This window comes from Arthrobacter sp. NPDC056886 (assembly GCF_042788715.1).
Classification (GTDB): Bacteria; Actinomycetota; Actinomycetes; order Actinomycetales; family Micrococcaceae; genus Arthrobacter.
Window position 1 is genome coordinate 360,625 of record NZ_JBHUBT010000004.1, and the last position, 23,979, is coordinate 384,603.

Genomic DNA, 23,979 nt, shown 5'->3' on the forward strand with positions numbered 1-23,979 from the left:
GGGTTAGGTGTTCAAGCAGGAAGAAAATGACGGTCGGGGGCTGTTGATTACGGTCGACGGATAGCGGTCAGTCAGGGGCCGGTCCGGTGGAGGCCCTGACCACCAGGCGGGGCGCCGGGAGGGCGGTATCCCCGCCCTGGTGGGCCCCGGCCAGCTGGTTCAGGAGGACTTGGGCTGAAACCCGCCCCCACAGCATGGGGTCCGTGGCCAGGGTGGTGAGCGGCGGGTTGAGGTACTGGGTGAACTCCGCGTTGTCATAGCCGGTGACGGAAAGGTCTCCCGGGACGCTGAGCCCGAGGGACTGCGCGTAGGACTGCCCTGCGGTGGCCATGAGGTCGTTGGCGTACACGATCGCGGTGGGCCGGTCCGCCCGGCGGAGCAGTTCCGCGGTGGCGGCCGCTCCCCCCGCAGCGGTGAAGTCGGCGGCGGCAAAGTGGTCCGAGGGAAGGCCGGCCGCGGTCAGCGCATCCTCCCAGGCCTGGCGGCGGCTCCGCCCGTGGATGTACTCCTGCCCGCCGCCCACATGGGCGATCCGGCGGTGTCCCAGGGTGACGAGATGTTCCACCGCCGCGAAGATTCCGGCCGACTCGTCCACAGACACAGCCGGGAACGGTGAGCTGGCGTCGGGCCGGTTCAGTGTTACCGCAGGCAGCTTAAGGTCAAGCAGCAGCGGGATGCGGGAGTCGTTGCTCCGGACATCGGTGAGGATCACGCCGTCGACCCTTCCGTTGTCCACCAGCTTGCGGTAGCAGCGTTCCTCGGCGCCCGGCGCCGTGGCGACGCTCAGGACCAGGGTGTAGTCGTGCTCGGCGAGCGCGGTCTCGATCCCGGCGATGAAGGCCGGGAAGAACGGGTCAGTTCCCAGCAAGGAAGGGTCCCGGGCCACCACCAGGCCCAGCGCGTAGGCCTTGGCTGAGGACAGCCCTTTCGCACGGAGGCTCGGCTTCCAGCCGAGGTCCTTGGCCACCCTGAGGATGCGGTCCCGGGTGTCCGGGCTGACCCCGGGCTGGCCGTTGAGGGCGTAGGACACGGCACCCTTGCTGACGCCGGCCGCTTGGGCGACGTCGCTGATGGTGACTGCCAATGGAGCCATTCCCTTCGGATGTGGTCCTGAGGCAGCTTCCTCCACTGAACCGGTTAAGTGATGTCCACTACTAAACCGGTTCAGTTGCCGCTTGTCAAGGGTGGGGGTCAAGAGTGGGTCCGCGCCAGCGCCGGCCCGGCGGCATCGGGGCAGCGCCCCTCACGGCGTTTCAGCAGTTGGCTGGCCTGTATTCGTAGGCTCCCGCATCGGCCGCGCCATCGCCGTGGCAGTCACTCTCCCGGTTGGCCGGCCGCCCGTCCAGATCCATGGGGAACGGGCTGACGCCGGCCCGATCAATGGCCGGGCTCGCGCCGGAGAGGTGGAGATCGGCGGGTGCATTCACAAAGTCGGCGGGCTCGGTGGTGGAGGTGGCGCTCGGAGCGATGTTGATGGGGCCGTTGAGGACATTCCCCTGTTCCGTCCAGCCGGCGCTGTCCATCCACAGGGCGTTGCGTGCCGCTACCAGGATGTTGCCCCTAATGACGGTGGAGGCCGGGCATGAGGCGTGGCAGACGAGGGCCTGTGAGTCCGGGCCGTCCAGCCATACGGTGTTGTATTCGAACGTGGTGCCGTTGGTCGGCCCGAAGGACGACGTCCTGCCGCGCGCGATCAGCCCCATGGCTTGGGAACAATTCGGGCCGCAGGTGGACCGGACGAGGTTGTAGCTGTACGTATTGCCGTCCGCGGTTCCGCCTCTTCCGCGCCCCAATTCGGAGAAGACGTTGTTGTCCACGGCCACATTGTGGTGGATCCGATTCCGGTTGCCATTGAAAATTTCAAACGCGCTGCCGTCGTGGCCAAAGTCGTAGGACACCGCGGTGGAACCGGTGATGGTGTTACCGGCGAACTCGTTGTCGCTGCCGTTGATCAGGAAGCCGAAGGCGCCCGAATCATCCGTGCACTTCACGGCTGTGGCAGTGCCGCACCGCTCCCCCGGGGTATTGACGTTCATGATGTTGTTGTCAGCGAGCGTGTTGTTCGAATAAGTGCCAAAGTCGGATCCCTCGCTCACCTTGATACCGGCGGCATTGTTCGCCGCGGCGGAGTGCCGCACGGAGCCGTGATCACCGTAGATGCTGAAGCCTGCATAACCGCACGATTCCGCCCGCAGGCCGTCCACGGTGACGTAATCGCCGTCGAGCCTGACACAGGTACCCGTCAGTCCCCCCGTAATGACGGGCAGACTGCCGCTTCCGTAGGCATTCAGGGTGATCTTGAGCCGGCTGGTGCCGCCCCGGCCGACCACCAGGCCTCCGGAGAAGATGTCTCCGCGCCTAAAGCTGACGGAGTCTCCGGGCCGCAACGCCGTGGCGTTGACCTTATCGAGGGTCGCCCAGGCCGATTGTGGCGACGTTCCGTCATTGGAGTCGCTGCCGTCCGCGCTCACGTAATACGTGGCACCCTCGGTGGAGGCCGGTGCGGACGCGCCGCCGAGCAATCCGCCCAGGAACAGCAGGACGAGCAGCGTGGCGGCGGCTGTGGACTTGATCTTCATGGGTGCACCTGGGTTTTCGCCATGTATCCGCGGATCCGGGCGCCACCGCCGGCTGGCGGACCACATCGGCACCCTGAGGGGCTTAACGCTATGAGCGGACCGGTACTAAGTCAACGGACAAGGAGGCCAACAGACGAGGAACCGTAATGTTCTTTTTTGCTACTTGACGTTCTTTATTGTGCGATTATGATAGCTAATTATGTGAGCTGCTTCACGCCACCCGCATTATTTCAAAGGAGAAATTATGACCCTGCATGAAGACGCACTGCTCCGGGCCTCCAGCCGAGGCGGGTGGGACCGGAGGACGCTGCTGAAGACATTCGGCGCCGGAGCAGTCGCGATGGCCGGCATTCCCCTGCTCACGGCCTGCACGGGCGGCAGCGCACCTGCCAGCAGCGGCGCGAATACGGCCACCTTCGGTTCGGGCTCCTCGGACGAGGTCCCCAAGGCCGCCTACAAGGCGGTGACCGACGCTTTCCAGAAGAAGTCCGGCATCGCGGTCACCACCAACGTGGTGGCGCACAATGACTTCCAGAACAAGATCAACACCTACCTGCAGGGCAGCCCAGACGATTCCTTCACCTGGTTCGCCGGCTACCGCATGCAGTACTACGCCGGCAAGGGACTGCTCGCCCCGATCGACGACGTCTGGGAGAAGGTCGGCGCAAACTACTCCGACGCCCTGAAGAAGGCCTCGACGGGCGCCGACGGCAAGATGTACCTGATCCCGAACTACAACTACCCCTGGGGCTTCTTCTACCGGAAGAGCCTCTGGACGCAAAAGGGCTACACCGTCCCCACCACGTTCGATGAGCTGAAGACCCTCGCCGCCAAGATGAAGGCCGACGGCCTGATCCCGATCGAATTCGCGGACAAGGACGGCTGGCCCGCCATGGGCACCTTCGACTACTTGAACATGCGCCTGAACGGCTACCAGTTCCACATGGACCTCACCGCGCACAGGGAAAGCTGGGACCAGAAGAAAGTCAGCGATGTCTTCGACACGTGGAAGGCCCTGCTGCCGTACCAGAACCCGAACGCCCTCGGCATGACCTGGCAGGACTCGGCGAAGTCCCTCGCGGACAAGAAATCCGGCATGTACCTGCTCGGTTCCTTCCTCACCCAGCAGTACACGGACAAGGCAATCGCCGACGACATCGATTTCTTCCCGTTCCCCGAGGTCGCGGTGGAAGGCCGGGACGCCATCGAGGCACCCATCGACGGCCTTCTGCTCTCCAAGAAGGGCGGTCAGAACCAAGCCGCCCGGGACTTCCTGGCCTATGTCGGCACCCCGGAGGGACAGGATGTGTACGCCTCGGTTGACTCGTCCAACATCGCCACGGCCAAGGGCTCCGATACGTCCAAGTTCACTCCGCTCAACAAGAAACTGGCCGAGGCCATCAGCGGCGCCAAGAACATCAGCCAGTTCTTCGACCGCGATGCCCTGCCCGCCATGGCCAACAACGTGATGATCCCGGCCCTGCAGTCCTTCATCAAGGACGGCAACGTCGATGTGAAGAACCTGGAAGCCCAGGCCAAGTCCCTCTACGCCGCCCAGTAGCGGCGTGTCTCAAGGCAAGGAATCTCCATGAGTGTCTCTACCAACCCGTCGGCGCGGGGGCGCCAGGCAGCCGCCGCCCCCGCGCGGCGGGTTCGGCGGCTGTCCGGCCGCGACAAAGTGGTGCTCGGCATGATGGTGGGCGTCCCCACGCTGATCCAGCTGGTATTGGTCTGGATCCCCACGCTGATGTCGATCGGGCTCTCCTTCACCCGCTGGAACGGGCTGGAGCTGACCGACATCAAGCCCGCCGGCGTCGAGAACTACCAGTTCATCGCCCAGGACTACCCGCCGTTTTGGCCGGCCATGCAGCACAACGTGCTGTGGCTGGCATTCCTGGCACTCGTCGCCACCCCGCTTGGGCTGCTGCTGGCTGTGCTCCTGGACCAAAACATCCGGGGCACGAGGATCTACCAAAGCATCTTCTTCGCCCCGGTGATGCTGTCGCTGGCCCTGATCGGGATCATCTGGCAGCTGTTCTACAACCGTGACAGCGGCCTCTTGAACTTTCTCCTCGGCACGGCAGGCACGCCCCAGGCCGTCGACTGGTTTGGCGATTCCAGCGTCAACATCTGGGCTGCCCTCTTCGCCGCCACCTGGCGGCACGCCGGCTACGTCATGATCCTGTACTTGGCCGGCCTCAAGGGAGTGGATCCCACCCTGCGCGAGGCGGCCCAGATTGACGGCGCCAACGCGGTCCAGACCTTCTTCCGGGTGATCTTCCCGGCCATGCGCCCGGTCAACGTCATCATCATCGTCATCACCGTCATCGAATCCCTCCGGGCCTTCGACATCGTCTACGTGATCAACCGCGGCACCAACGGCCTGGAACTCATCAGCGCCCTGGTCATCCAGAACCTGGTGGGCGAGGGGCAGGTGATCGGCATCGGCTCGGCGCTGGCGGTCATCCTGCTGGTCATCTCGCTGATCCCCATCACGTTCTACCTGTCCCGCGCGTTCGGAAAGGACAAAGAGGCATGAGCATCGTCCAGCCAACCGATGCCGCCGCGACTGGCACCCTGGCCGACGCCGGGCAACCCAGCCCCGGCCCCGGCAAGACCGGTCTCCGGCTTGGCCGGTCGGCCAACAACAGGCAGGGCAAACGGCACTACGGCACCCATGTGTTCCTCATCGTCATGGCGGCGATCTGGCTGGTGCCGCTGGGCTGGGCCATTTTCACCGCCCTGCGGCCCAAGGCGGACACAGACAAGTACGGCTACTTCAGCACCGGCGGGGCCTTCAACTTCGACAACTTCATCCAGGCCTGGACCCAGGGCGGCTTTGCCCAGCTGTTCTGGAACTCGGTGCTCATCACGGTCCCGTCCGTCTTCCTGATCCTGTTCTTCGCCTCCATGATGGCGTTCGCCGTCAGCCGGGTGAGCTGGAAGTTCAACATCACCCTGCTGATCATGTTCACCGCCGGGAACCTGCTGCCCCCGCAGGTGCTCGCGGCGCCGCTCTTTGAAATGTTCAAGCACTTCGAGCTGCCCTACGCCGTCAGCGATTCCGGGAACCTGCTCAACACATACATCAGCGTGATTGCCGTGGACACCGCCTTCCAGATCGGTTTCGTGACGTTCGTCCTTTCGAACTACATGAAGGCCCTGTCCCCCGAGCTGACCGAGGCAGCCCTGGTCGACGGGGCGGGCGTCTGGCGCCAGTACTGGGACATCATCCTGCCGCTGTGCCGCCCGGCGCTGGCCGCCATGGGCACGCTCGAAGTGATCTTCATTTACAACGACTTCTTCTGGCCCCTGCTCTTCATCCAAAGCGGCGACCGCCTTCCGGTGACCACCGCGATCAACAACCTCCAGGGCCAGTTCCTCTCCAACTACAACCTGATCGCCGCCGGCGCCATGATCACCGCCATTCCGGCCCTGATCATCTACCTGCTCCTGCAGCGCCACTTCGTGGCGGGCCTGACCCTCGGCTCCAGCAAAGGATAAACGTGGACAACAGCACCAACCACTCCATGGACTACATCACCGCCCGCCTCGGCTCCGAAGGCTCCCCGATGCTCGCATTCGGCGGAGACTACAACCCGGAGCAGTGGCCCGAGGAGACCTGGGACGAGGACGTCCGGCTGATGCGCGAGGCCGGCGTCAACCTGGTCAGCGTGGGCATCTTCAGCTGGTCCCTGCTTGAGCCGTCCGAGGGCACCTACGAGTTCGGCTGGCTGGACCGGGTCCTGGACCTGCTGCACGCGAACGGCATCCGGGTGGACCTGGCAAACGCCACGGCATCGCCGCCGCCCTGGTTCAGCCACAAGTACCCCGAGTCCCTGCCGGTCACGGCCGACGGCGTGCGGCACAGTTACGGTTCGCGGCAGGCTTTCGCGGCCTCGAGCGCCGAATACCGCCGGGCCGCCGCGGCACTGACCGAGCAGATCGCCGTCCGGTACAAGGACCACCCCGCCGTCGTGATGTGGCACGTGCACAACGAGTACGGCTGCCACAACCAGCCGGATTTCTCCGACGGCGCGGCCGCCGGCTTCCGGCGCTGGCTCGAACGCCGGTACGGCAACCTCGAGGCCCTCAACGCCGCCTGGGGAACCGCCTTCTGGTCCCAGCGCTACTCGGCATGGGAGCAGATCCTGCCGCCGCGCACCTCCGGGACCTGGGTCAACCCGACCCAGCAACTGGACTTCGCCCGCTACTCCTCCGATGAACTGCTCGAGTGCTACAAGGCCGAGGCCGCGATCATCCGCTCGCACTCAGGGCATCCGGTGACCACCAACTTCATGGGGTTCAACATGGGCCTGCACCAGCCCGTGGACTACTGGCGCTGGTCCGAGGAGATGGACGTGGTCTCCAACGACCACTACCTGATCGCCGAGGACCCGCGGAACTTCCAGGAACTCGCGGCAACTGCGGACCTCACCCGCGGCTGGGCCAACGGCAAGCCGTGGCTGCTCATGGAGCATTCCACCTCCGCCGTGAACTGGCAGCCCCGCAACATCGCCAAAGCTCCCGGCGAGATGCTGCGCAATTCCCTGCAGCACGTTGCCCGCGGCGCCGACGGAGCGCTCTTCTTCCAGTGGAGGGCCTCGCGTGCGGGCGCCGAAAAGTTCCACTCCGGGCTGCTGCCCCATGCCGGCACGGACACCAAGGTTTGGCGCGAAGTGGTCCAGCTGGGCCAGACGCTGCGCAGCCTCGCCGAAGTCAGCGGCTCGGTGGTCACGGGCGCATCCGGTCGGGTGGACGTCGCGATCCTCCACGACACCGACGCCCGCTGGGCCTCGGAACTGGACTCGCACCCGAGCGTGGATGCCTCCAACATCGCGGAAACCCGGCGCTGGCATGATGCCTTCTACCGCGCCGGGATCCCCACCGACTTCCGCCAGAGCACCGATGACCTCTCCGGCTACCGGCTCGTGGTCGCGCCAATGCAGTACCTTGTGGGCGATGCCGGGGCCGCGAACCTGGACGCGTACGTGCGCGCCGGCGGCCACCTCGTGGTGACCTACTTCTCCGGTATCGTGGACGAAAATGACCACATCAGGCTCGGCAGCTACCCCGGCGCGTTCAGCGAACTGCTGGGCGTCCGGATGGAGGAATTCTTCCCGCTGCGCGGCGGCGAAAGCGTCCGGCTCAGCGGCTTCGGGGCAGGCACTTGCTGGAACGAACTGGGGCGGGCCACCACCGCCGAGGTCCTCGCGGCCGTGGAAGAGGGACCGGCAGCAGGCTCACCCGCCGTGACCCGCAACCGCGCCGGAAGCGGTCGCTCCTACTATGTCGCCACGACACTCGCGCCGGAGGGCCTGGGCGAAATGCTCGGCGTCGTGTGCGCCGATGCCGGCGTGCAGCCGCTCGTTCCGGAGCTGCCGGACAATGTGGAAGTTGCCCGGCGCAGCAAGGACGGGACCGACTGGACGTTCTGCATTAATCACGGGGCCCACGACGTCCGGCTGCCGCTGGAAGGCGTTGACCTGCTCACCGGCGCCGAGCTCGACAGCGGGCTCGGCCTTGCGGCCGGAGGTGTCGCCGTCGTCCGTTCCCGTGCCGCCCAACTGGTCGGCACCTCTGCCAGCCAATCAAACCAGTCAAGCCAGTCAAGCCAGTAAGGACTCCACATGCTAGCCGCAGCCCGCCATTCCGCAATCCTCGCAGAGGTCCAGCGTGAGCGGATCGTCCGTGTCGCGGACCTCGCCAAGCTGCTCGGCGTCTCGCTGATGACCGTGCGGCGGGATATTGAGGCCCTCGACGCGGCGGGCGCCGTGGAGAAGATCCATGGCGGAGCCAAGCTGCCCGGCGGAGCCGGGACCCACGAGCCAGGCTTCGAGCTGAAGGTGACCCAGCTCAAGGACGAGAAAATGGCCATTGCGCAGGAGGCGGCCGCACAGGTGCGCGAGGGCATGGCGGTGGGGCTCAGCGCCGGCACCACCACGTGGGCGCTGGCCCAGCTGCTGTCCACCGGCCCGCGGATCACGGTGGTCACCAACTCGGTGCGGATCGCCGACGTCTTCCACCAAAGCTCGTCTCCGTCGACCGTGATCCTGACCGGCGGCGAGCGCACCCCCTCCGATGCCCTCGTCGGGCCGCTGGCCACGGCCGCCCTCAAACAGCTGCATCTGGACGTGCTGTTCCTCGGCGTCCACGGGGTCGACGCCGACGCGGGGTTCACCACCCCCAACGTCCTGGAAGCCGAAACCGACCGGGCCTTCGTCACCGCGGCCCGCCGGGTGGTGGTGCTGGCGGACCACACGAAGTGGGGCACCCTCGGCATCAGCACCATCGCCAGCCTGGAGGACGCTGACGAACTCATCAGCGACGACCTCCTCGGCAGTGAGGCCCGGCGCATCCTCGGCGAGCGCGTCGGCCGGCTCCGTCTGGCCAGCACCGGCGACGCCCGGCGCACCAGCGCAGCGCACCCCACAGCAGCCGCAGGCTGACCGGCACGGCCCCGCCCACCCCACCCACTACGCCTGGAGCTACCGTGAACAACCCGGACCTCACCCTTGCCGCCCAGACCCGCTCCCAGGGCGTCCCGGGCCTGTTGTCGTCGGATCTGGAGCCGGTGTACCGGGAGCCGGTGTACCTGCGACGGTCCGGAACGTCCCTGCTCATCGACTTCAGAACGGGCGAGGCCGCCATGGTGCACTTTGGCGCCGACCTCGGGGCGGACCTGCCGGATCTTTCGCTGCTCACCGACGCCGTCCCGCCTTCGGCACTCGACATCCCGGTCCCGCTGGGGCTGATCCCGCAGGCGTCCTCCGGCTGGCGCGGACGGCCCGGCCTCCGCGGCCACCGGAACGGCCAGGCGTTCTCGGCCCGGCTGCGCGTTGTCAGTGTTGAGCGTTCCGGCGGGGTGCATTCCGGCGGGAATGGTTACGGCGGGGACGGCTGCTCTGCCGTCATCACCCAGGCCGACCCCGACGCCGGTGTCAGCGTCCGCACGGAGATCAGGATCAACGACGGCGGCCTGCTCCAGATCCGGCACCGGCTCCACAACGACGGCGCCGACCCATACAGCCTTGACGAACTCGCGGCCGTGCTGCCGGTGGGCCGCGCCGGCACAGAGATCCTGAATTTGACCGGCCGCTGGTGCAGGGAGTCCCACCCCCAGCGCCTGCCGCTGCACCAAGGCACATGGGTCCGCTCGGGCCGGCACGGCCGTACCGGCCATGACGCCTCGCTCCTCCTGGCAGCCGGCACCCCCGGATTCGGCAACCGCCACGGGCAGGTGTGGGCCGTGCACCTGGGCTGGAGCGGCAACCACGAGAGCTTCGTAGACGCCGCCGCGGACGGCCGGACCGTCATTGGCGCTTCGGAACTGCTCGGAGCCGGCGAGATCAGCGTGCCCGCGGACGGCAGCTACGAGACCCCCTGGCTGTTCGCGGCCTACTCTCCCGCGGGCCTGGACGGCATCAGCGATGCTTTCTACAAATGGTTCCGCGGCCGCCCGCACCACCCGGGCGCGCGGTCCGGCAAAGCCCGTCCCGTGGTTCTCAACGTCTGGGAAGCGGTGTATTTCGACCACCGGTTGCCGGTGCTGCTCGATCTCGCCGAATCCGCCGCCCGGCTGGGCGTGGAACGCTACGTCCTCGACGACGGCTGGTTCCGCGGCCGGCGCAACGACCATGCCGGCCTCGGCGACTGGTACGTCGACGGGGACTTCTGGCCCGGCGGCCTGACCCCGCTGATCGACGCGGTTACCGGCCACGGCATGGAGTTCGGCCTCTGGGTCGAACCCGAGATGGTCAACGAGGACTCCGATCTGGCCCGGGCCCACCCGGACTGGATCGCCGGTCCGGCTCCGCGAACCGCCGGGGGCGCCCCGACCGCTGGGGGCGCACCGGATGGCCGGCTGCCGGAACAGTGGCGGCACCAGCAGGTCCTCGATCTCGTCAATCCGGAGGCCTGGCAGTACATCTACGACAGGCTCGATGCCCTGCTGAGCGAAAACCGGATCAGCTATCTCAAATGGGACCAGAACCGGGACCTGACCGAAATGGGCCACGGCGGCCGCCCCTCGGTGCACGCCCAGACACGGGCCGTTTACCGGCTCCTCGACGAGCTCCGCCAGGCCCACCCGGACGTCGAGATTGAAAGTTGCTCCTCGGGGGGCGGCCGCGTGGATCTCGGAATCCTGGAACGCACCGACAGGGTGTGGGCCTCGGACTGCAACGATGCCCTGGAACGGCAGACCATCCAGCGCTGGACCGGCATGGTGGTGCCGCCGGAGCTGGTCGGATCCCACATCGGCCCCACCACGAGCCACACCACCGCGCGAACGCACGATCTCTCCTTCCGGGCGATCACCGCGATGTTCGGCCACTTCGGCCTCGAGTGGGATGTCCGGCACCTCGCCGATTCCGAGCGCACCGAGCTTGCCATGGCGATCGCGCTGTTCAAGCAGTACCGTCCCCTGCTGCACAGCGGTCGCATGGTACGGGCCGACGAGCCCGATCCGACCCTCCGGCTCCACGGCGTCGTGTCCCACGACGGCGGCGAGGCCCTCTACGCCCTGGTGTCTCTGGCGACGTCGTTCGCCGAAGTCCCGGGGCGGGTCTGCCTGCCGGGGCTGGCGCCGGACTCCGCGTACCGGGTGGAAGCGGTCTACCCCGCGGCGGATGACAAGCGGGCGTTCCTGCAGGCGGTGCCGCCGGCGTGGCTTGCGGGCGGCGTCGAGGCGACCGGGCGGTTCCTGGCGGAGTCCGGCCTCCCCATGCCAGTCCTGAACCCGGAGCACGGGCTGCTCCTGGCCGTCCGCCGCGTCCCTGCTGCCGCTCCAGCTGCCGCTCCAGCCCCAACCGGCAGCCACCCCGTGAGGAACTCCTGACCATGGGACAGATTACGAAACGCTCCCACAAGCTCTCCGACGGCCGGGACATCATCTACTTCGATGATGCCGATACCGTCCTGCCCCCGGACCGCGGGGAGGACCTGCGCGCGCCGGCGCTCCGCCCGCCTACGGCCACCATGCGCCAGGACGTCCTGACCGGGGAGTGGATTTCGATCGCGGCCGCCCGGCAGAACCGGGTGGTCCTGCCGCCCTCGCACCTGGACCCGCTGGCCCCGGCGTCGCCGGAGAATCCCTCGGAAATTCCCAGCCTCTACGACGTCGCCGTCTTCGAAAACAAGTCGCCGTCCTTCGGACCGGAGCTGGCAGGGGCCGCCGCCGCGCCGGAGGGCCTGGATGACCTCGCCCGAGTGGGGCTGGGGCGCAGCCGGCAGTCCGTGGGCCGGTGCGAAGTGGTGTGCTTCTCCCCCGAACACACGGGTTCCCTGGCGGGACTGCCGCTGTCCCGGATGCGCACGGTGGTGGAAGCCTGGGCGGACCGGACGGCCGCGCTGTCCGCGCTGCCCGGCGTCGAACAGGTTTTCCCGTTCGAGAACCGCGGCGAAGCGATCGGCGTGACGCTGCACCACCCGCACGGACAGATCTACGCCTACCCGTACATCACCCCCCGCACGGCCCAGCTGGTCCGCACGATCGAGAGCTACGGCGGCTCGCTGTTCGAGGACATCCTCAGCTTCGAGCAGAAATCCGAGCGCGTGCTGCTCCAGGGCGAGCACTGGACGGCGTTTGTCCCGTTTGCCGCGCGCTGGCCGCTGGAAGTGCACATCCTCCCGCACCGGCACGTCCCGGACCTCGCCGCCACGACGGACGAGGAACGCGATGAGTTCTCCCGGCTGTACAGCCGGCTCCTGCGCGGCGTCGATGCCCTCTACGAGACCCCTACCCCGTACATTTCGGCGTGGCACCAGGCTCCCGTCCACGCCCACCGGGACGACATCCGGCTCATGCTGCAGCTGACCTCGCCCCGCCGGGAGGAGGACAAGCTCAAATACCTGGCAGGGTCGGAGGCCGCGATGGGTGCATTCATCGCGGACATCCCGCCGGAAACGGCAGCCGCCCGGCTCCGCGAGGCCATGGAAGAGGCCGGGCTCGAACCGTTCCGCCCCGAGCCGTACCGCCCGGAACGGGAAACTACAGAACAGCCCGCAAGAGAACAGGAAGCCGCCCAGCCATGAACGAGGTCCTGCAACTGGGAAGTGAGTACTTTTCCGGCCAGTTCGGCGGCGCGCCGGACGGTTTGTGGTCAGCGCCCGGACGGGTCAACCTGATCGGCGAGCACACGGACTACAACGGCGGCTTCGCGTTTCCGATCGCAATCGACAAGCGCACCACAGTGGCGGCCCGCGCCCGTGACGACCGCCTGCTCAGGGTCACAAGCAGCTCCTTCCCCGGCGTGGTGGAGGTGAGCCTGGACCACCTGGACCCAGATACCCTCACCGGCTGGGCCGCCTACCCGCTGGGCGTGGCCTGGGCTACGTCCCGGGCGGCGGCCGGCGGCGCGTCCGGCCGTGCCGCGTCCCGGATTTCCGGCGTGGACCTGGCGCTGACCTCGGATGTCCCGGCCGGTGCCGGGCTGTCCTCCTCTGCCGCCGTCGAATGCGCCGTGGCCCTGGCCTTGAACGATCTCTGGGAGTTGGGGCTGGACCGGCAGGAACTGGCCCGGATCGGCCAGCTGGCCGAGAACAGGGTGGTCGGCGCACCCACCGGCATCATGGACCAGTCGGCCTCGCTACTGGGAGCAACGGATCATGGCATCCTGCTCGACTGCCAGAGCCTGTTGACCGAGACCGTTGCCCTCGGCTTCGCCGGCGCCGGGGTGGGGCTCCTGGTGATCGACACCCGCACCAGCCATTCCCATGCCGACAGCGGCTATGCCAGCCGCCGCCGGTCCTGCGAGGACGGTGCCCGCCGCCTCGGCGTCGGCAGCCTCCGGGCACTGGGCCCGGTCGATCTCCCCCGCGCCGCGGCACAGCTCGACGGACAGACCTTCCGCCGGGTCCGCCACATCATCACAGAAAACCAGCGGGTGCTCGACACCGTCGCGGCACTGCGGACCTCCGGCGCCGGCGCCATCGGGCCGTTCCTGAATGAATCGCACCTGTCCATGCGGGACGACTTCGAGATCTCCACCCCCGAGCTCGACCTCGCCGTGGCCAGCGCGCAGGAACTGGGCGCCATCGGCGCGCGGATGACCGGCGGCGGCTTCGGCGGGGCCGCCCTGGCCCTGGTCCGGAACGACGACGCCGGCACGGTGGCCGGGGGCATTGCCCGCGCCTTCGCCCGTGCCGGGTACACGGCCCCACACATCTTCCCCGTCACGGCGTCCGAGGGCGCCCGGCGGGAACTGTAGCCCGGGCGTCCGATAAGCTGGCGGGCTCCTAGGCCCGCACCAGCCGGGCGGCGTCGGCCAGAAGTTCCACGGAACGGAGCCGGGCCTCGGTGCCGGTGCTCTGGTGCGCCACGATCAGTTCGTCGGCGTCGGCGTGCGCCGTGAATTCCTCGAGGTACGCCAGGACTGCATCGGGCGTGCCGACAGCGGAGTACTTCATCATCTGCGCCATGTGCTGGCCCTGCGGCGAGTCCAGGATCATGTCCGCCTCGTCGTCGCTGAACACGCGGCCGTTGCCGAAGAACAAGGAGACCCGGGCGCGCTTGGTGGCCTGGAACATCGCCTGGGCCTCCGCGGCCGAATCCGCGGCGATGACGTTGACGCCGGCGATCACGTGCGGGGCGTCGAGCTGCGCGGAGGGCCGGAATTCGCGGCGGTAGACAGCCACGGCGTCCTGCAGTGCGTTGGGCGCGAAGTGCGAGGCGAAGGCGTAGGGCAGGCCCAGCTGGGCGGCCAGCCTGGCGCCGAACAGGGACGATCCCAGGATATACAGCGGCACGTTGGTGCCCTTGCCCGGGGTGGCTTCCACGCCCTGGATCCGGGTGGGGCCGGTCAGGTAGCCCTGGAGCTCCAGGACGTCCTGGGGAAAGCTGTCGGCCGACATCGGATCGCGGCGCAAGGCGCGCATGGTGTTCTGGTCACTGCCCGGCGCCCGGCCCAAGCCCAGGTCGATCCTTCCGGGGTGCAGGGTTTCGAGCGTGCCGAACTGTTCCGCGATGGTCAGCGGCGAGTGGTTGGGCAGCATCACGCCACCGGCGCCAAGCCGAATGCTGGAGGTGTGGGCCGCGACGTGGGCAATCAGCACGCTCGTGGCGGATGAGGCGATCGAGGACATGTTGTGGTGCTCGGCGTACCAGATCCGCCGGTACCCCCGGTCCTCGGCGAGCTGCGCCATGGCCACGCTCCCGGCGAAGCTCTCCGACGCCGTCTGGCCCGGGCCGATGGTTGCGAGATCAAGAATGGAAAGCGGAACAGTCACGGAAAAGCCGGCCTTTCGTAGCGGAGCTGTGTACGGGCCGGAGTTTGGGACTGCGGTCCTGGCCGGCGCCGGGTTTCCGGCGCGGGCACACTTGGGTCAACGACGGCGGAGCCCGGGATATTTCTGCCAAGGAAGTCTTCAGGGCGGCCCTCGCCGAATAGGCGGGTCTAAGCCGGGTCCTGGAGCACCGCATCCGGCTAAGCTAACCGCATGGCCATCAAATCCACCGCAGATAAAGTCGCCACGATCCAGAAGGGCTACACCCTGGACGGACCCACGATCGAGCTCGGGGCGGCGATCGTCGACGGCGAACTCCACAAGGACGCCCCTGTCCGGCTGCCGCTCGCGATGATGAACCGGCACGGCCTCGTGGCCGGGGCGACAGGCACCGGCAAGACCGTCACCCTGCACATGATGGCCGAACAGCTCTCCGCAGCGGGCGTGCCCGTGTTCCTTGCGGACATCAAGGGCGACCTCTCCGGGCTGGCCACCGCGGCCGCGGGCAGCGACAAGCTCCTGGCCCGCACGGAGAGCATCGGCCAGGCGTGGTCCGGAAAGACCTTTCCTGTGGAGTTCCTGGCCCTCGGCGGCGACGGCAACGGCATCCCGGTCCGCGCCACCATAACGTCCTTCGGCCCCATCCTGCTCTCCCGGGTCATGGACCTGAACGAGACCCAGGAATCCAGCCTGCAACTCGTCTTCCATTTCGCGGACAAGAACAACTTGGAACTAATCGACCTCAAGGACCTGCGGGCCGTGATCCAGTTCCTGACCTCAGCCGAGGGTAAGGACGAGCTCGAGGAACTCGGTGGCCTCTCCAAGGCAACTGCGGGCGTGATCCTGCGCGAACTGATCACGCTCGAGGCGCAGGGCATGGAGAAGTTCTTCGGCGAACCCGAGTTCGACACCGCCGAACTGCTGCGTACCGCGCCGGACGGCCGCGGCGTGGTCAGCTGCCTGGAGTTGCCGACGCTGCAGACCAAGCCCATGCTCTTCTCGACATTCCTCATGTGGCTGCTGGCCGACCTTTTCGAGGACCTGCCGGAGGCCGGGGACCTCGACAAGCCCAAGCTCGTGTTCTTCCTGGATGAGGCGCACCTGCTGTTCAACGGCGCTTCAAAGGCCTTCCTCGACGCCATCACCACCACCGTCCGGCTGATCCGGTCCAAGGGCGTCGGCATCTTCTTTGTGACGCAGACCCCCAAGGATGTCCCCGCCGATGTCCTCGGCCAGCTGGCCAACCGGGTACAGCACGCCCTCCGCGCCTACACCCCGGAAGACGCCAAGGCCCTTAAGGCCACCGTGTCCACGTTCCCGACCAGCGACTACGATCTCGAGGAAACCCTCACCACTGCCGGCATCGGCGAGGCCGTCATCACCGTCCTGAATGAGAAGGGTGCGCCGACCCCTGTGGCGCTCACCCGGCTCCGCGCACCGGAATCCGTGATGGGGCCCAGCACCGACGCCCTGATCTCCAGCACCGTTGCCGCCTCCGCCCTCCTGCCCAAATACGGCACCGCCGTCGACAACGTCTCGGCCTACGAGAAGATCACCGGCAAAGGCGCTGCCCCCACCGGGCCGGCCGCCGGGACCGCACACCAGGGCGGCCCCTCTGGCAGTGCGGGCCAGGGCGGCGGCTTGGATCCCAACGCCATCGACGCCGAAGCCCGACGGATTGAGGAAGAAATCCTTGGCCGTCCCAGCAGCCGGCCCGCGCCGGCGCCGGGGACGCCCGAACACGGGAAAGCACCCCAGCCGCGGGCTCCCCGCCCGGCGCAACCGACGGACGGCGGCGGGTTCGGCGGCGGGATCGGCGGTGACCTCGCGGGAGCCCTCGGCGGAGGCCTCAAGAGCATGGCCCGATCCTTGGGGACCCAACTTGGCAGAGAGCTGCTCCGCGGCGTCTTCGGCACTTCCTCCTCGAAACGCCGCCGGCGCTAGGGACCAGCATGGCGGCGTCCAACGGGCTGGTCTTGGCCCGCTGGCCCGACGGCGGCGCCATGCTCCGCGTCACAGTTGCGGACCGCGACGCGGAGATTCCTGTGGGGTGCAGGTAACGTAAGAATGGTGCAGATGAGTCAGTCGTTGGTCAAAATCGCAGCAGTGTGGCTGCTCGGACTGATGCTTGCCGTGGCCGCGGCCATCGTGTCCATCAACCTGGTGAACAACTCCGTTGCCGGTCCCCAGCAGCCAGTCCGCGAATATCTCAGTGCCCTGCAAAAGGGCGAGGGCGAAAAGGCGTTGGGGCTCTTGCGCGCCTCCGTGCCACAAAGCAACCCGGCGATGCTCGACGGAACCGCCCTGCAAACCGCGGCCGCCCGCATCACCGACGTCAAGCTTGGTGCCGCCGAAGAGCGCGGCGCGAACCAGGCCATGGTGCCCATGGACTACACGATCGACGGCAGCCATCTGCGGACAGAGTTCCTGCTGGAACGCTCCGGCACCGAGTGGCTGTTCTTCCACAAATGGTCCTTCGTCCCGGCTGCGCTGCCCGTCCTGGACGTCACCGTGGTCAACTCCAGCGAGGCCACCGTCAACGGGGTACCGGTGAACATGCCCAACGGCCGCAACTCCTTGGCTGTGTTCTACCCCGGCGAGTACGAGGCCTCACTGAACGGCCAGTACTTCTCCGCCCCGGCCACCCGGGCAACCGTGACGGGCGGGGACGCGCGCCCGGCCTCGCTGAACCTGCTGACAGAGGCCACAGGCGCCTTGAAGGAGGCCGTGAGCGGCAAGGTCAAGGAATTCCTGGACTCCTGCGCCGCCGAGGCCGACAAGCAGCAGAAGCTGCAGCCCGACTGCCCGTTCTACCACGCCACCAACAACCGCGTGATGGACGGGACTATCGACTGGAGCATCACGGACTACCCCACCGTCAGCATCGAGCCGTTCGGCGGCCGCTGGGTGGTAGCGCCCCTGGACGGCAAAGCCCGGATCAAGGCCCGCCAAGTGGACCTGTTCACCGGCGCCGCGACCGACATCAATTCCGTCCACGATTTCAGCTTCACGACCCGCCTGGACATCGACGGCGACACCGTCAAGCTCACGCCGCAGCTGAACTACTAGAACCCGCTAACGGCAGACCCCGGTAACGTCATATCGCCCCTGCCGACGGCTCACTCAACCATGATCAGGGACTCCCGGAACGGCAGGCACCGCAGCGCATGGATGAGTACATCGCCCAGGGCAGCAATCGGCCGGTGCGGATGCGGTGCGAGTAGCAGCCCGCCGTGCCCCGATTCCCCGGCTGCGGCGGCGCCGCGCCGGTGGTAGAGATGCTGGGGCCGGCCTGTTCCAACGCCCACAGCCCGTAGAAGGGCGCGGCACTCACACACGACGCCGGCTCTCACCGCCCGCCGCAGTGCGGCGTCGTCAATTTTCCAGGCCCGGGACTGGACGGGCGGCGGCATTCAGCGGCTACCGGGTCCGGAGAAAGCCAAAAGGCTGCTGTCGGTGACGCGAGGTCACGGGCAGCAGCCTTTTGATCAGCGCCGGCGCAACGGCCGGGTGTTCCGGGTCAGTCCATTCCGCGCAGGTCCAAGACCAACTCGGTGTCACCGTCGGCCTGCAGGAGCACGGGGATTCCCCAGTCCTGCTGGTAGAGGTGGCAGGCTGCGTGGTCCGGGATCTCGCCGTCAGCGTCTTCGGGGCCGTCGCACGCCGCCGCCCGGGCGGTGATGTGCAGGACGCCTTCGGGAACGTCGGAGGAAAGCACCAGAGTGCGCAGGAGCCCCACGGATGTCCCGCCGCCGGACACCAGCAGTTCGGGTGGTGTGGACGAGATCTTCAACTGGGTGGGATCGCCCCAGCGGTCGTCCAGCTTCTGCCCGGTGGGCGCGGTGAAGCGCACCGCCAGTTCGAGCGGCCCGGGCGCCACGGGGCTCTTGGGCCGGTGGGTCTGCGCAGCGCCCTCATCCACCTGCTGGGCTTCCTTTGGGATGGGCACGTACACCAGCTGGTGCTTGTTGGCCTCGACCACCACCAGCAACGGCTCGGCTCCGGCTACCTGGGTGTGGTCCACAATCACGTCGGAGGGCTCGGACAGTCCGCGCGCCAGCGTGGAGACCGTGCCCGTTGCGGGGTCGTAGCGGCGGACCGCGCCGTTGTACGTGTCCGCGATGGCCACCGAGCCGTCAGGGAGCACCGTCACGCCAAGCGGGTGCTGCAGCCGGGCTTCTGCGGCGGGGCCGTCGCGGAAGCCGAAGTCGAACAGGCCCTTGCCCACCGCCGACTCGACAGTGATGCTGCCGGCGTCGTCAATGACGAGCTTGCGTAGGGCGGAGGTCTCGGAGTCAGCCACCCAGATGTTGCCGTCCGCATCCTCGGCGAGGCCGGAGGACTGGGCGAACCAGGCTTCGCCGGCGGGGCCGTCCAGGAGCCCTTCGAGGCCGTTGCCCGCGATGATCCTTACGGCGCCGGAGGTCGGCTCGAAACTGAAGATCTGGTGCACTCCAGCCATCGCCACCACCACGGCGTTGAGCTTGGTGGACCAGACGACATCCCACGGCGAGCTCAGGGACACCGCAAGCGGATCCGCCTCGAGCCGGGTACCGTAGGCGGCGCCCTCCTCGTCCACGCGGGCCGGCCCAGTTTCCAGCAGCCGCTGCACGCCGTTGCCGGCTAGTGTCCGGACGGTTCCGTCCGCGAGGGACAGCCCACGGAGCCGGTGGTTCACCGTGTCGGCAATGACGACGTCGTAACCGGCGTTCGCGGCGACGTCCTCGGGCAGCAGCACCAGGCCCTGCGGTTCGTTGAACCGGGCGGTGGCGGCGTTGCCGTCGGCGTGGCCCTTTTCACCGGAGCCGTATGTGGCCAGCACGGTCTCGAATTCGGTGGAGAGTTCCACGAGCCTGTGATGGCCCGTGTCGGTCACCAGCCACGAACCGCCCGCGGTGCTGCCGACGCCGCGGCCGGCGGGCAGGAACAAGGCCTTGCCCGGGAAGCGCAGCGTGCCCGACGTCGGTTCCGGCGCCACGTACGGGCCGTCGCCGCGGTGCAGGGTGCCCCTGGCCTCGTGCTCGGCGATCAGTTCGGGGATGAGCACGGCGAGGCCGTCCGCGTGGCCTTCACCGGAGAGGTGCGCCACGATGTAGCCCTCGGGATCGATGACCACCAAGGTGGGCCACGCCCTGGCCGTGTAGGCCTTCCAGGTGTCCAGCTCGGGGTCGTCCAGGACCGGGTGGCGGATCTCGTAGCGTTCGACGGCGGCCGCCAGTGCCACGGGATCGGCCTCGTGCTCGAACTTGGGCGAATGCACGCCGACCGTCACCAGAACATCCGAGTACTGCTGCTCGAGCGGACGCAGTTCGTCCAGGACGTGCAGGCAGTTGATGCAGCAGAAGGTCCAGAAGTCCAGCAGCACGATCTTGCCGCGCAGGGATTCGAGGTCCAAGGACTTGCCGCCGGTGTTCAGCCAGTTGCGGCCCACGAGTTCAGAGGCCCGGACCCGGAGGTGGGTGCGTACGGTTTCGGTCATGAGCGTCCTTCCAGCTTTGAATTGCGTTCGGCAAGCCTGGCGTCGCGTTCGGCCAGCTTGGCAAACATATCGTTGTAAGCGGTGAGATCGGCGTCGTTATTCCTGTCCGCCGCCCGGTCGGTGCGTTTGGACTCGCGCGCGTCGGAGCGGGACCACATAACGGCGACGCCGATCGCCACCAGCAGGGTTGGCACTTCGCCGATGCCCCAGGCCACGGCACCGCCCATCTGCTGATCCAGCAGGGCCGAGGGGCCCCACGTCCGCCCCAGGTTCCCGAAGTAGTCCGCGGCCAGCAGCCCCGTGCCGCCCATGATGGCGACCCCGAAGAACGCGTGGAAGCCCATGGTGGCCAGCAGCAGCAGCAGCCGCATGGGGTACGGGGCTCGGCGCGGCAGCGGATCGGTGCCGATCATGGTGAGCACGAAGATGTAGCCGGTGAGGGCGAAGTGCAGGTTCATGAGCTCGTGGCCCACGTGGTCCCGCATCGCGTAGCCGAACGCGTCGGAGTAGTAGAAGAGCACGATGGAGCCGGCGAAGTTGGCGGCCGCGAACAGCGGGTGGGTCACCAGTTGGGAGAACTTGGAGTGGATGAAGATCATCAGCCACTCACGCGGTCCACGCGAGCTGTCGCGCCGCGGCGTGAGCGTCCGGAGCGCCAGCGTCACGGGGGCGCCGAGGACCAGGAAGATGGGGGCCACCATGGTCAGGGCCATGTGGTCCACCATGTGCGCGGAGAACAACACCCTGCCGTAGACCGACGGCGGCCCCGAGGTCACGTAGGTGAGGACCATGAGCCCGATCACCCAGTTGACGGTCCGGAACCAGGACCAGGAGTCGCCGCGTTGCAGGACCTTTCGGACGCCGAGGCCGTAGGACACCAGGGCAAAGAGTGCGACTGCGACCCAGAGCCAGTCGAGCCGCCACTCCGTGAGCCATCGTTCCGGGGTCAGTTCCGGCGGCAGCTCGTAGCCGGAGAGGATGAAGGCCGGTGACGCGTCGGGGGCGAAGGTAGTGGGCTGCGGCGGGGCAGAGCGCCCCAACGCCACGGCGATCCCGGAGGTCGCTCCCATGATGAGCAGTTCCACGATCACCAGCTGCCACAGCACTTGGCGCGCGGACCCGCCCATGCCGCGGTTGCCCAGCTGTGGGATGACCCAGCGGCGGTGCATGAGCCCGATGCCGCCCAGCACAAGGACCGCGGCCGTCTTGGCGAGGATCAGTTGCCCGTAGGACGACCCGAAGAGGTCTGCCCATGTGGTGAGGCGGATGCTGGCGTTGATCACGCCTGAGGCAAAGACCAGAACGAAGGCAAAGCCCGCTAGGGATGAGAACCTCCGCAGGGTTGGCTCGGTGATGTCTGCGGTCCGCGGGGAGGCACCCGTGGTGCGCCCTCCGGCACCGGCGCCGCCCAGGACGCCGGAAAGGACCGCCAGCATGATGATGCCGCCCACCCAGGCCGATACGCCCACCAGGTGCAGGCCGAGCGAGTTGATGGCGCCCTCGTGGTCGCTGGAGCTTGAGGAGTGCCCGATCAGGGCGGAGGGGACCAGCCCGATCAGAGACAGGACCAGCGTCAGTGCCAGCCCGCCGCGGGAGCGCACCCCGAAAAGGGCGGTGGTTACGACGGCCGCGATGATCACGATAGCCAGCCAGGCGCGTCCGGTTTCGAGGTCCGTCATGAAGTACACGAGGGAGCGAGTGAACTCCGGATCCCCGGAGATACCCTGCCCCGCGATGTCCGAGTAGCCCAGGACCAGCACGGAGATCGCGGACAGCGTCCAGACGGCGCCCGCCGCCGCGGCCACAGCCAGCGCCCGGGAGAAGGCCGGGTGTTCCGGGGCGTCCTGGTCCTTGGAACGGGAGCCGTTCCTGTTCCGCGGAAGTATACCGACGGCGAAGATCAGGCCGCCGATCACGGTGGCCACGGCGATGTTGTGGACCGCTTTGCTCACCGGCAGCCCCCAGCGAACAAGTGCACCCGGATCGGAAACTTCGCGGGCGGCTGCCGCACCGGAAAAGATGAGTGCAGCGATCAGGCCCACAAACAACGCGCCAAGGCCGGCCATCAGCCACGGCCGGGAAATCCCACCGGGACCTTGGCCAGGGCCGCGTGGGTCCCCTGGGGGAACGGGCGCTGCGGTTGTGGGCGTGGGATTTGCTGCGGAAGGCACATCTCCATTGTCCGCTACGCCGCCCTGCTCGCCGAATCGGTCCCAACGGTTCCTCCGTGAGATCGGTCCGGGCGAGCAGGAGGGGGAACGGACGGGGATGTGCGCCGACCGTGCGGGCAACGCAAAAGGAGCGGCAACCCGAGGGTTGCCGCTCCTTTCAAGCCTGCGAAGAAGACTACTTCTTCTTGGCGACTGCAGCCTTCAGCTTGGAGCCGGCGGTCAGCTTGACGCTGTGGCCAGCGGCAATCTGGATGGTCTCGCCGGTCTGCGGGTTGCGGCCGGTGCGAGCTGCACGGTCGGTGCGCTCGACTGCGAGCCAGCCCGGGATGGTGATCTTTTCGCCCGCGGCGACAGAGGTCTCGAAGACCTCGAACAGTGCGTCGAGCACGGAGTTGACTGCTGCCTGGCTGGTGCCGGCCTTGCCTGCGACCTCTGCAACAAGTTCACTACGGTTCTTAGCCATTTATGTCCTCCTGGACGGTCATGATTTTTGGAGCCTGCACACGGCATGCGTACAAACCACTGTTCGAAAACTTACCAGCTTGGCGCCTCAGAGGTGGCAAATTCCGCGTGTTTTCGGCGTTTTTTGGGGAAAATCACTGGAATCGACGCCGATCGCGGCCAAATTGCGCCGAGAGCGGACGCCCCTACGCCGGCGCCGCTTCGGCGAGATCCTCCGCGCTCTTCGCCGGCGGACTTTGCACCGCCTGGATAGCGGGCCGGAGCGACGTCGTGGGAGGCCGAGACCGGGCTCCTGGTGGCATGTTTTGAGGCCTGAGTCCCGGGAGTGCCGTGATGTGGCCCAGGGCCCCGGCAGGCGGTCCTGGCGGGGAGTTATGTTGCACGGGGTTATATGCCAAGAACCCCATGCGGTCAGGGAACTGCTGGGGTATTTGGGGCTCAGGCGGCGGGCCCTCACGTGGCCGGGGTCCTGTGGGGAAGGCCGTTCCCAACCGGGTCGCGGGCGGGGGCCGATTCGGGCGCTCGAAACGACGGCCGGTGCTGCTGGCGGGTTGGGGGTTCCGCGTGGCCGGGAGCCTGCGGGTGTTTTTGGGTTAAATGCGGGAGGACCCCCAACCTGTGTTGGGGGTCCTCGACCGTTAATGGTGTTCCGGCGGTGACCTACTCTCCCACACCCTCCCGGGTGCAGTACCATCGGCGCTGTGGGTCTTAGCTTCCGGGTTCGGGATGGGACCGGGCGTTTCCCCCACGCTATGACCGCCGTAACCCTGTGTCCGCACCCGCCGCAGCCGGGGGCGTGGGGGTGGGAAAACTGGTGTTACAACATGTGCTCTGCGGACGTGTCCGCAGCTGTGGTGTTGTTGTTTAGTTGTGGTTTGTTCCTGTTGCAACGGTGCCGCGGGTGCGGGTTTGTTGTTTGGGAACCACATAGTGGACGCAAGCAGTCTTGTTTCTTTGTACCCCCTCCATGGTGTGAACGTCTTTTGAATCCGTTCACGGAAGGGGTGTGTGGTGTAAGTTATCGGCCTATTAGTACCGGTCAGCTTCACGAGTCGTTAGTCCT

17 protein-coding genes and 1 rRNA gene are annotated in these 23,979 nt (G+C 67.4%); 10 read left to right on the top strand and 8 right to left on the bottom strand.

The window, feature by feature from the left end; translation table 11 throughout:
- Positions 1-67 precede the first annotated feature (67 nt).
- Together ACFRJ8_RS09790 and ACFRJ8_RS09795 are read right to left on the bottom strand one after the other, a co-directional pair.
- Complete coding sequence (locus tag ACFRJ8_RS09790; protein ID WP_377985911.1) at positions 68-1,093, bottom strand: LacI family DNA-binding transcriptional regulator; 1,026 nt, start codon at positions 1,091-1,093, stop codon at positions 68-70.
- A gap of 160 nt (positions 1,094-1,253) precedes the next feature.
- A complete protein-coding gene (locus tag ACFRJ8_RS09795; protein ID WP_377985912.1) occupies positions 1,254-2,579 on the bottom strand; it encodes a hypothetical protein in 1,326 nt (441 codons plus the stop codon).
- A 244-nt stretch (positions 2,580-2,823) separates the two neighbouring features.
- Between ACFRJ8_RS09795 and ACFRJ8_RS09800 the strand changes: the two genes are divergently transcribed.
- The 8 genes from ACFRJ8_RS09800 to galK all read left to right on the top strand — a co-directional run bounded on the left by ACFRJ8_RS09800 (position 2,824) and on the right by galK (position 13,789).
- Entirely contained in the window at positions 2,824-4,140 is a 1,317-nt protein-coding gene (locus tag ACFRJ8_RS09800; protein WP_377985913.1) for an ABC transporter substrate-binding protein, read from the top strand.
- A 27-nt stretch (positions 4,141-4,167) separates the two neighbouring features.
- On the top strand, positions 4,168-5,118 hold the full coding sequence (locus tag ACFRJ8_RS09805) for a carbohydrate ABC transporter permease (protein ID WP_377985914.1): 951 nt from the start codon (positions 4,168-4,170) through the stop codon (positions 5,116-5,118).
- Positions 5,115-6,083: a carbohydrate ABC transporter permease gene (locus tag ACFRJ8_RS09810; RefSeq protein WP_377985915.1), complete on the top strand. Its 969-nt coding sequence runs from the start codon at positions 5,115-5,117 to the stop codon at positions 6,081-6,083. Before ACFRJ8_RS09805 ends, ACFRJ8_RS09810 begins: the two co-directional genes overlap by 4 nt.
- 2 nt (positions 6,084-6,085) lie before the next feature.
- A complete protein-coding gene (locus tag ACFRJ8_RS09815) occupies positions 6,086-8,200 on the top strand; it encodes a beta-galactosidase (protein ID WP_377985916.1) in 2,115 nt (704 codons plus the stop codon).
- A gap of 9 nt (positions 8,201-8,209) precedes the next feature.
- On the top strand, positions 8,210-9,028 hold the full coding sequence (locus ACFRJ8_RS09820) for a DeoR/GlpR family DNA-binding transcription regulator (protein WP_377985917.1): 819 nt from the start codon (positions 8,210-8,212) through the stop codon (positions 9,026-9,028).
- Between the two features lie 104 nt (positions 9,029-9,132).
- Positions 9,133-11,418, top strand: a complete 2,286-nt coding sequence (locus ACFRJ8_RS09825) for an alpha-galactosidase (protein WP_377985936.1) — start codon at positions 9,133-9,135, stop codon at positions 11,416-11,418.
- A gap of 2 nt (positions 11,419-11,420) precedes the next feature.
- Complete coding sequence (gene galT / locus ACFRJ8_RS09830; protein WP_377985918.1) at positions 11,421-12,614, top strand: galactose-1-phosphate uridylyltransferase; 1,194 nt, start codon at positions 11,421-11,423, stop codon at positions 12,612-12,614.
- The gene (galK, locus tag ACFRJ8_RS09835) at positions 12,611-13,789 is read left to right on the top strand and encodes a galactokinase (protein ID WP_377985919.1); all 1,179 of its coding nucleotides are present in this window, start codon (positions 12,611-12,613) and stop codon (positions 13,787-13,789) included. The genes galT and galK overlap by 4 nt, the downstream gene beginning before the upstream one ends.
- A gap of 28 nt (positions 13,790-13,817) precedes the next feature.
- On the opposite strand, the gene ACFRJ8_RS09840 is transcribed toward galK, so the two are convergent.
- Entirely contained in the window at positions 13,818-14,807 is a 990-nt protein-coding gene (locus ACFRJ8_RS09840) for an LLM class flavin-dependent oxidoreductase (protein WP_377985920.1), read from the bottom strand.
- Between the two features lie 210 nt (positions 14,808-15,017).
- On the opposite strand from ACFRJ8_RS09840, the gene ACFRJ8_RS09845 reads away from it, so the two are divergent.
- The gene (locus tag ACFRJ8_RS09845) at positions 15,018-16,748 is read left to right on the top strand and encodes a helicase HerA-like domain-containing protein (RefSeq protein ID WP_377985921.1); all 1,731 of its coding nucleotides are present in this window, start codon (positions 15,018-15,020) and stop codon (positions 16,746-16,748) included.
- Between the two features lie 132 nt (positions 16,749-16,880).
- Entirely contained in the window at positions 16,881-17,873 is a 993-nt protein-coding gene (locus ACFRJ8_RS09850) for a hypothetical protein (protein WP_377985922.1), read from the top strand.
- A gap of 50 nt (positions 17,874-17,923) precedes the next feature.
- Here ACFRJ8_RS09850 and ACFRJ8_RS09855 read toward each other — a convergent pair whose 3' ends face one another.
- The 5 genes from ACFRJ8_RS09855 to rrf form a co-directional block, all read right to left on the bottom strand.
- Positions 17,924-18,112 (bottom strand): hypothetical protein, encoded by a 189-nt coding sequence (locus ACFRJ8_RS09855; RefSeq protein WP_377985923.1) that lies wholly within the window; start codon positions 18,110-18,112, stop codon positions 17,924-17,926.
- Positions 18,113-18,324: 212 nt separating this feature from the next.
- Entirely contained in the window at positions 18,325-20,283 is a 1,959-nt protein-coding gene (locus ACFRJ8_RS09860) for an NHL domain-containing thioredoxin family protein (RefSeq protein ID WP_377985924.1), read from the bottom strand.
- Complete coding sequence (locus tag ACFRJ8_RS09865; protein ID WP_377985925.1) at positions 20,280-22,349, bottom strand: cytochrome c oxidase assembly protein; 2,070 nt, start codon at positions 22,347-22,349, stop codon at positions 20,280-20,282. Before ACFRJ8_RS09865 ends, ACFRJ8_RS09860 begins: the two co-directional genes overlap by 4 nt.
- 280 nt (positions 22,350-22,629) lie before the next feature.
- A complete protein-coding gene (locus tag ACFRJ8_RS09870) occupies positions 22,630-22,917 on the bottom strand; it encodes an HU family DNA-binding protein (protein ID WP_011776355.1) in 288 nt (95 codons plus the stop codon).
- 646 nt (positions 22,918-23,563) lie between these two features.
- Positions 23,564-23,680 (bottom strand): 5S ribosomal RNA (rrf, locus tag ACFRJ8_RS09875).
- Positions 23,681-23,979 lie beyond the last annotated feature (299 nt).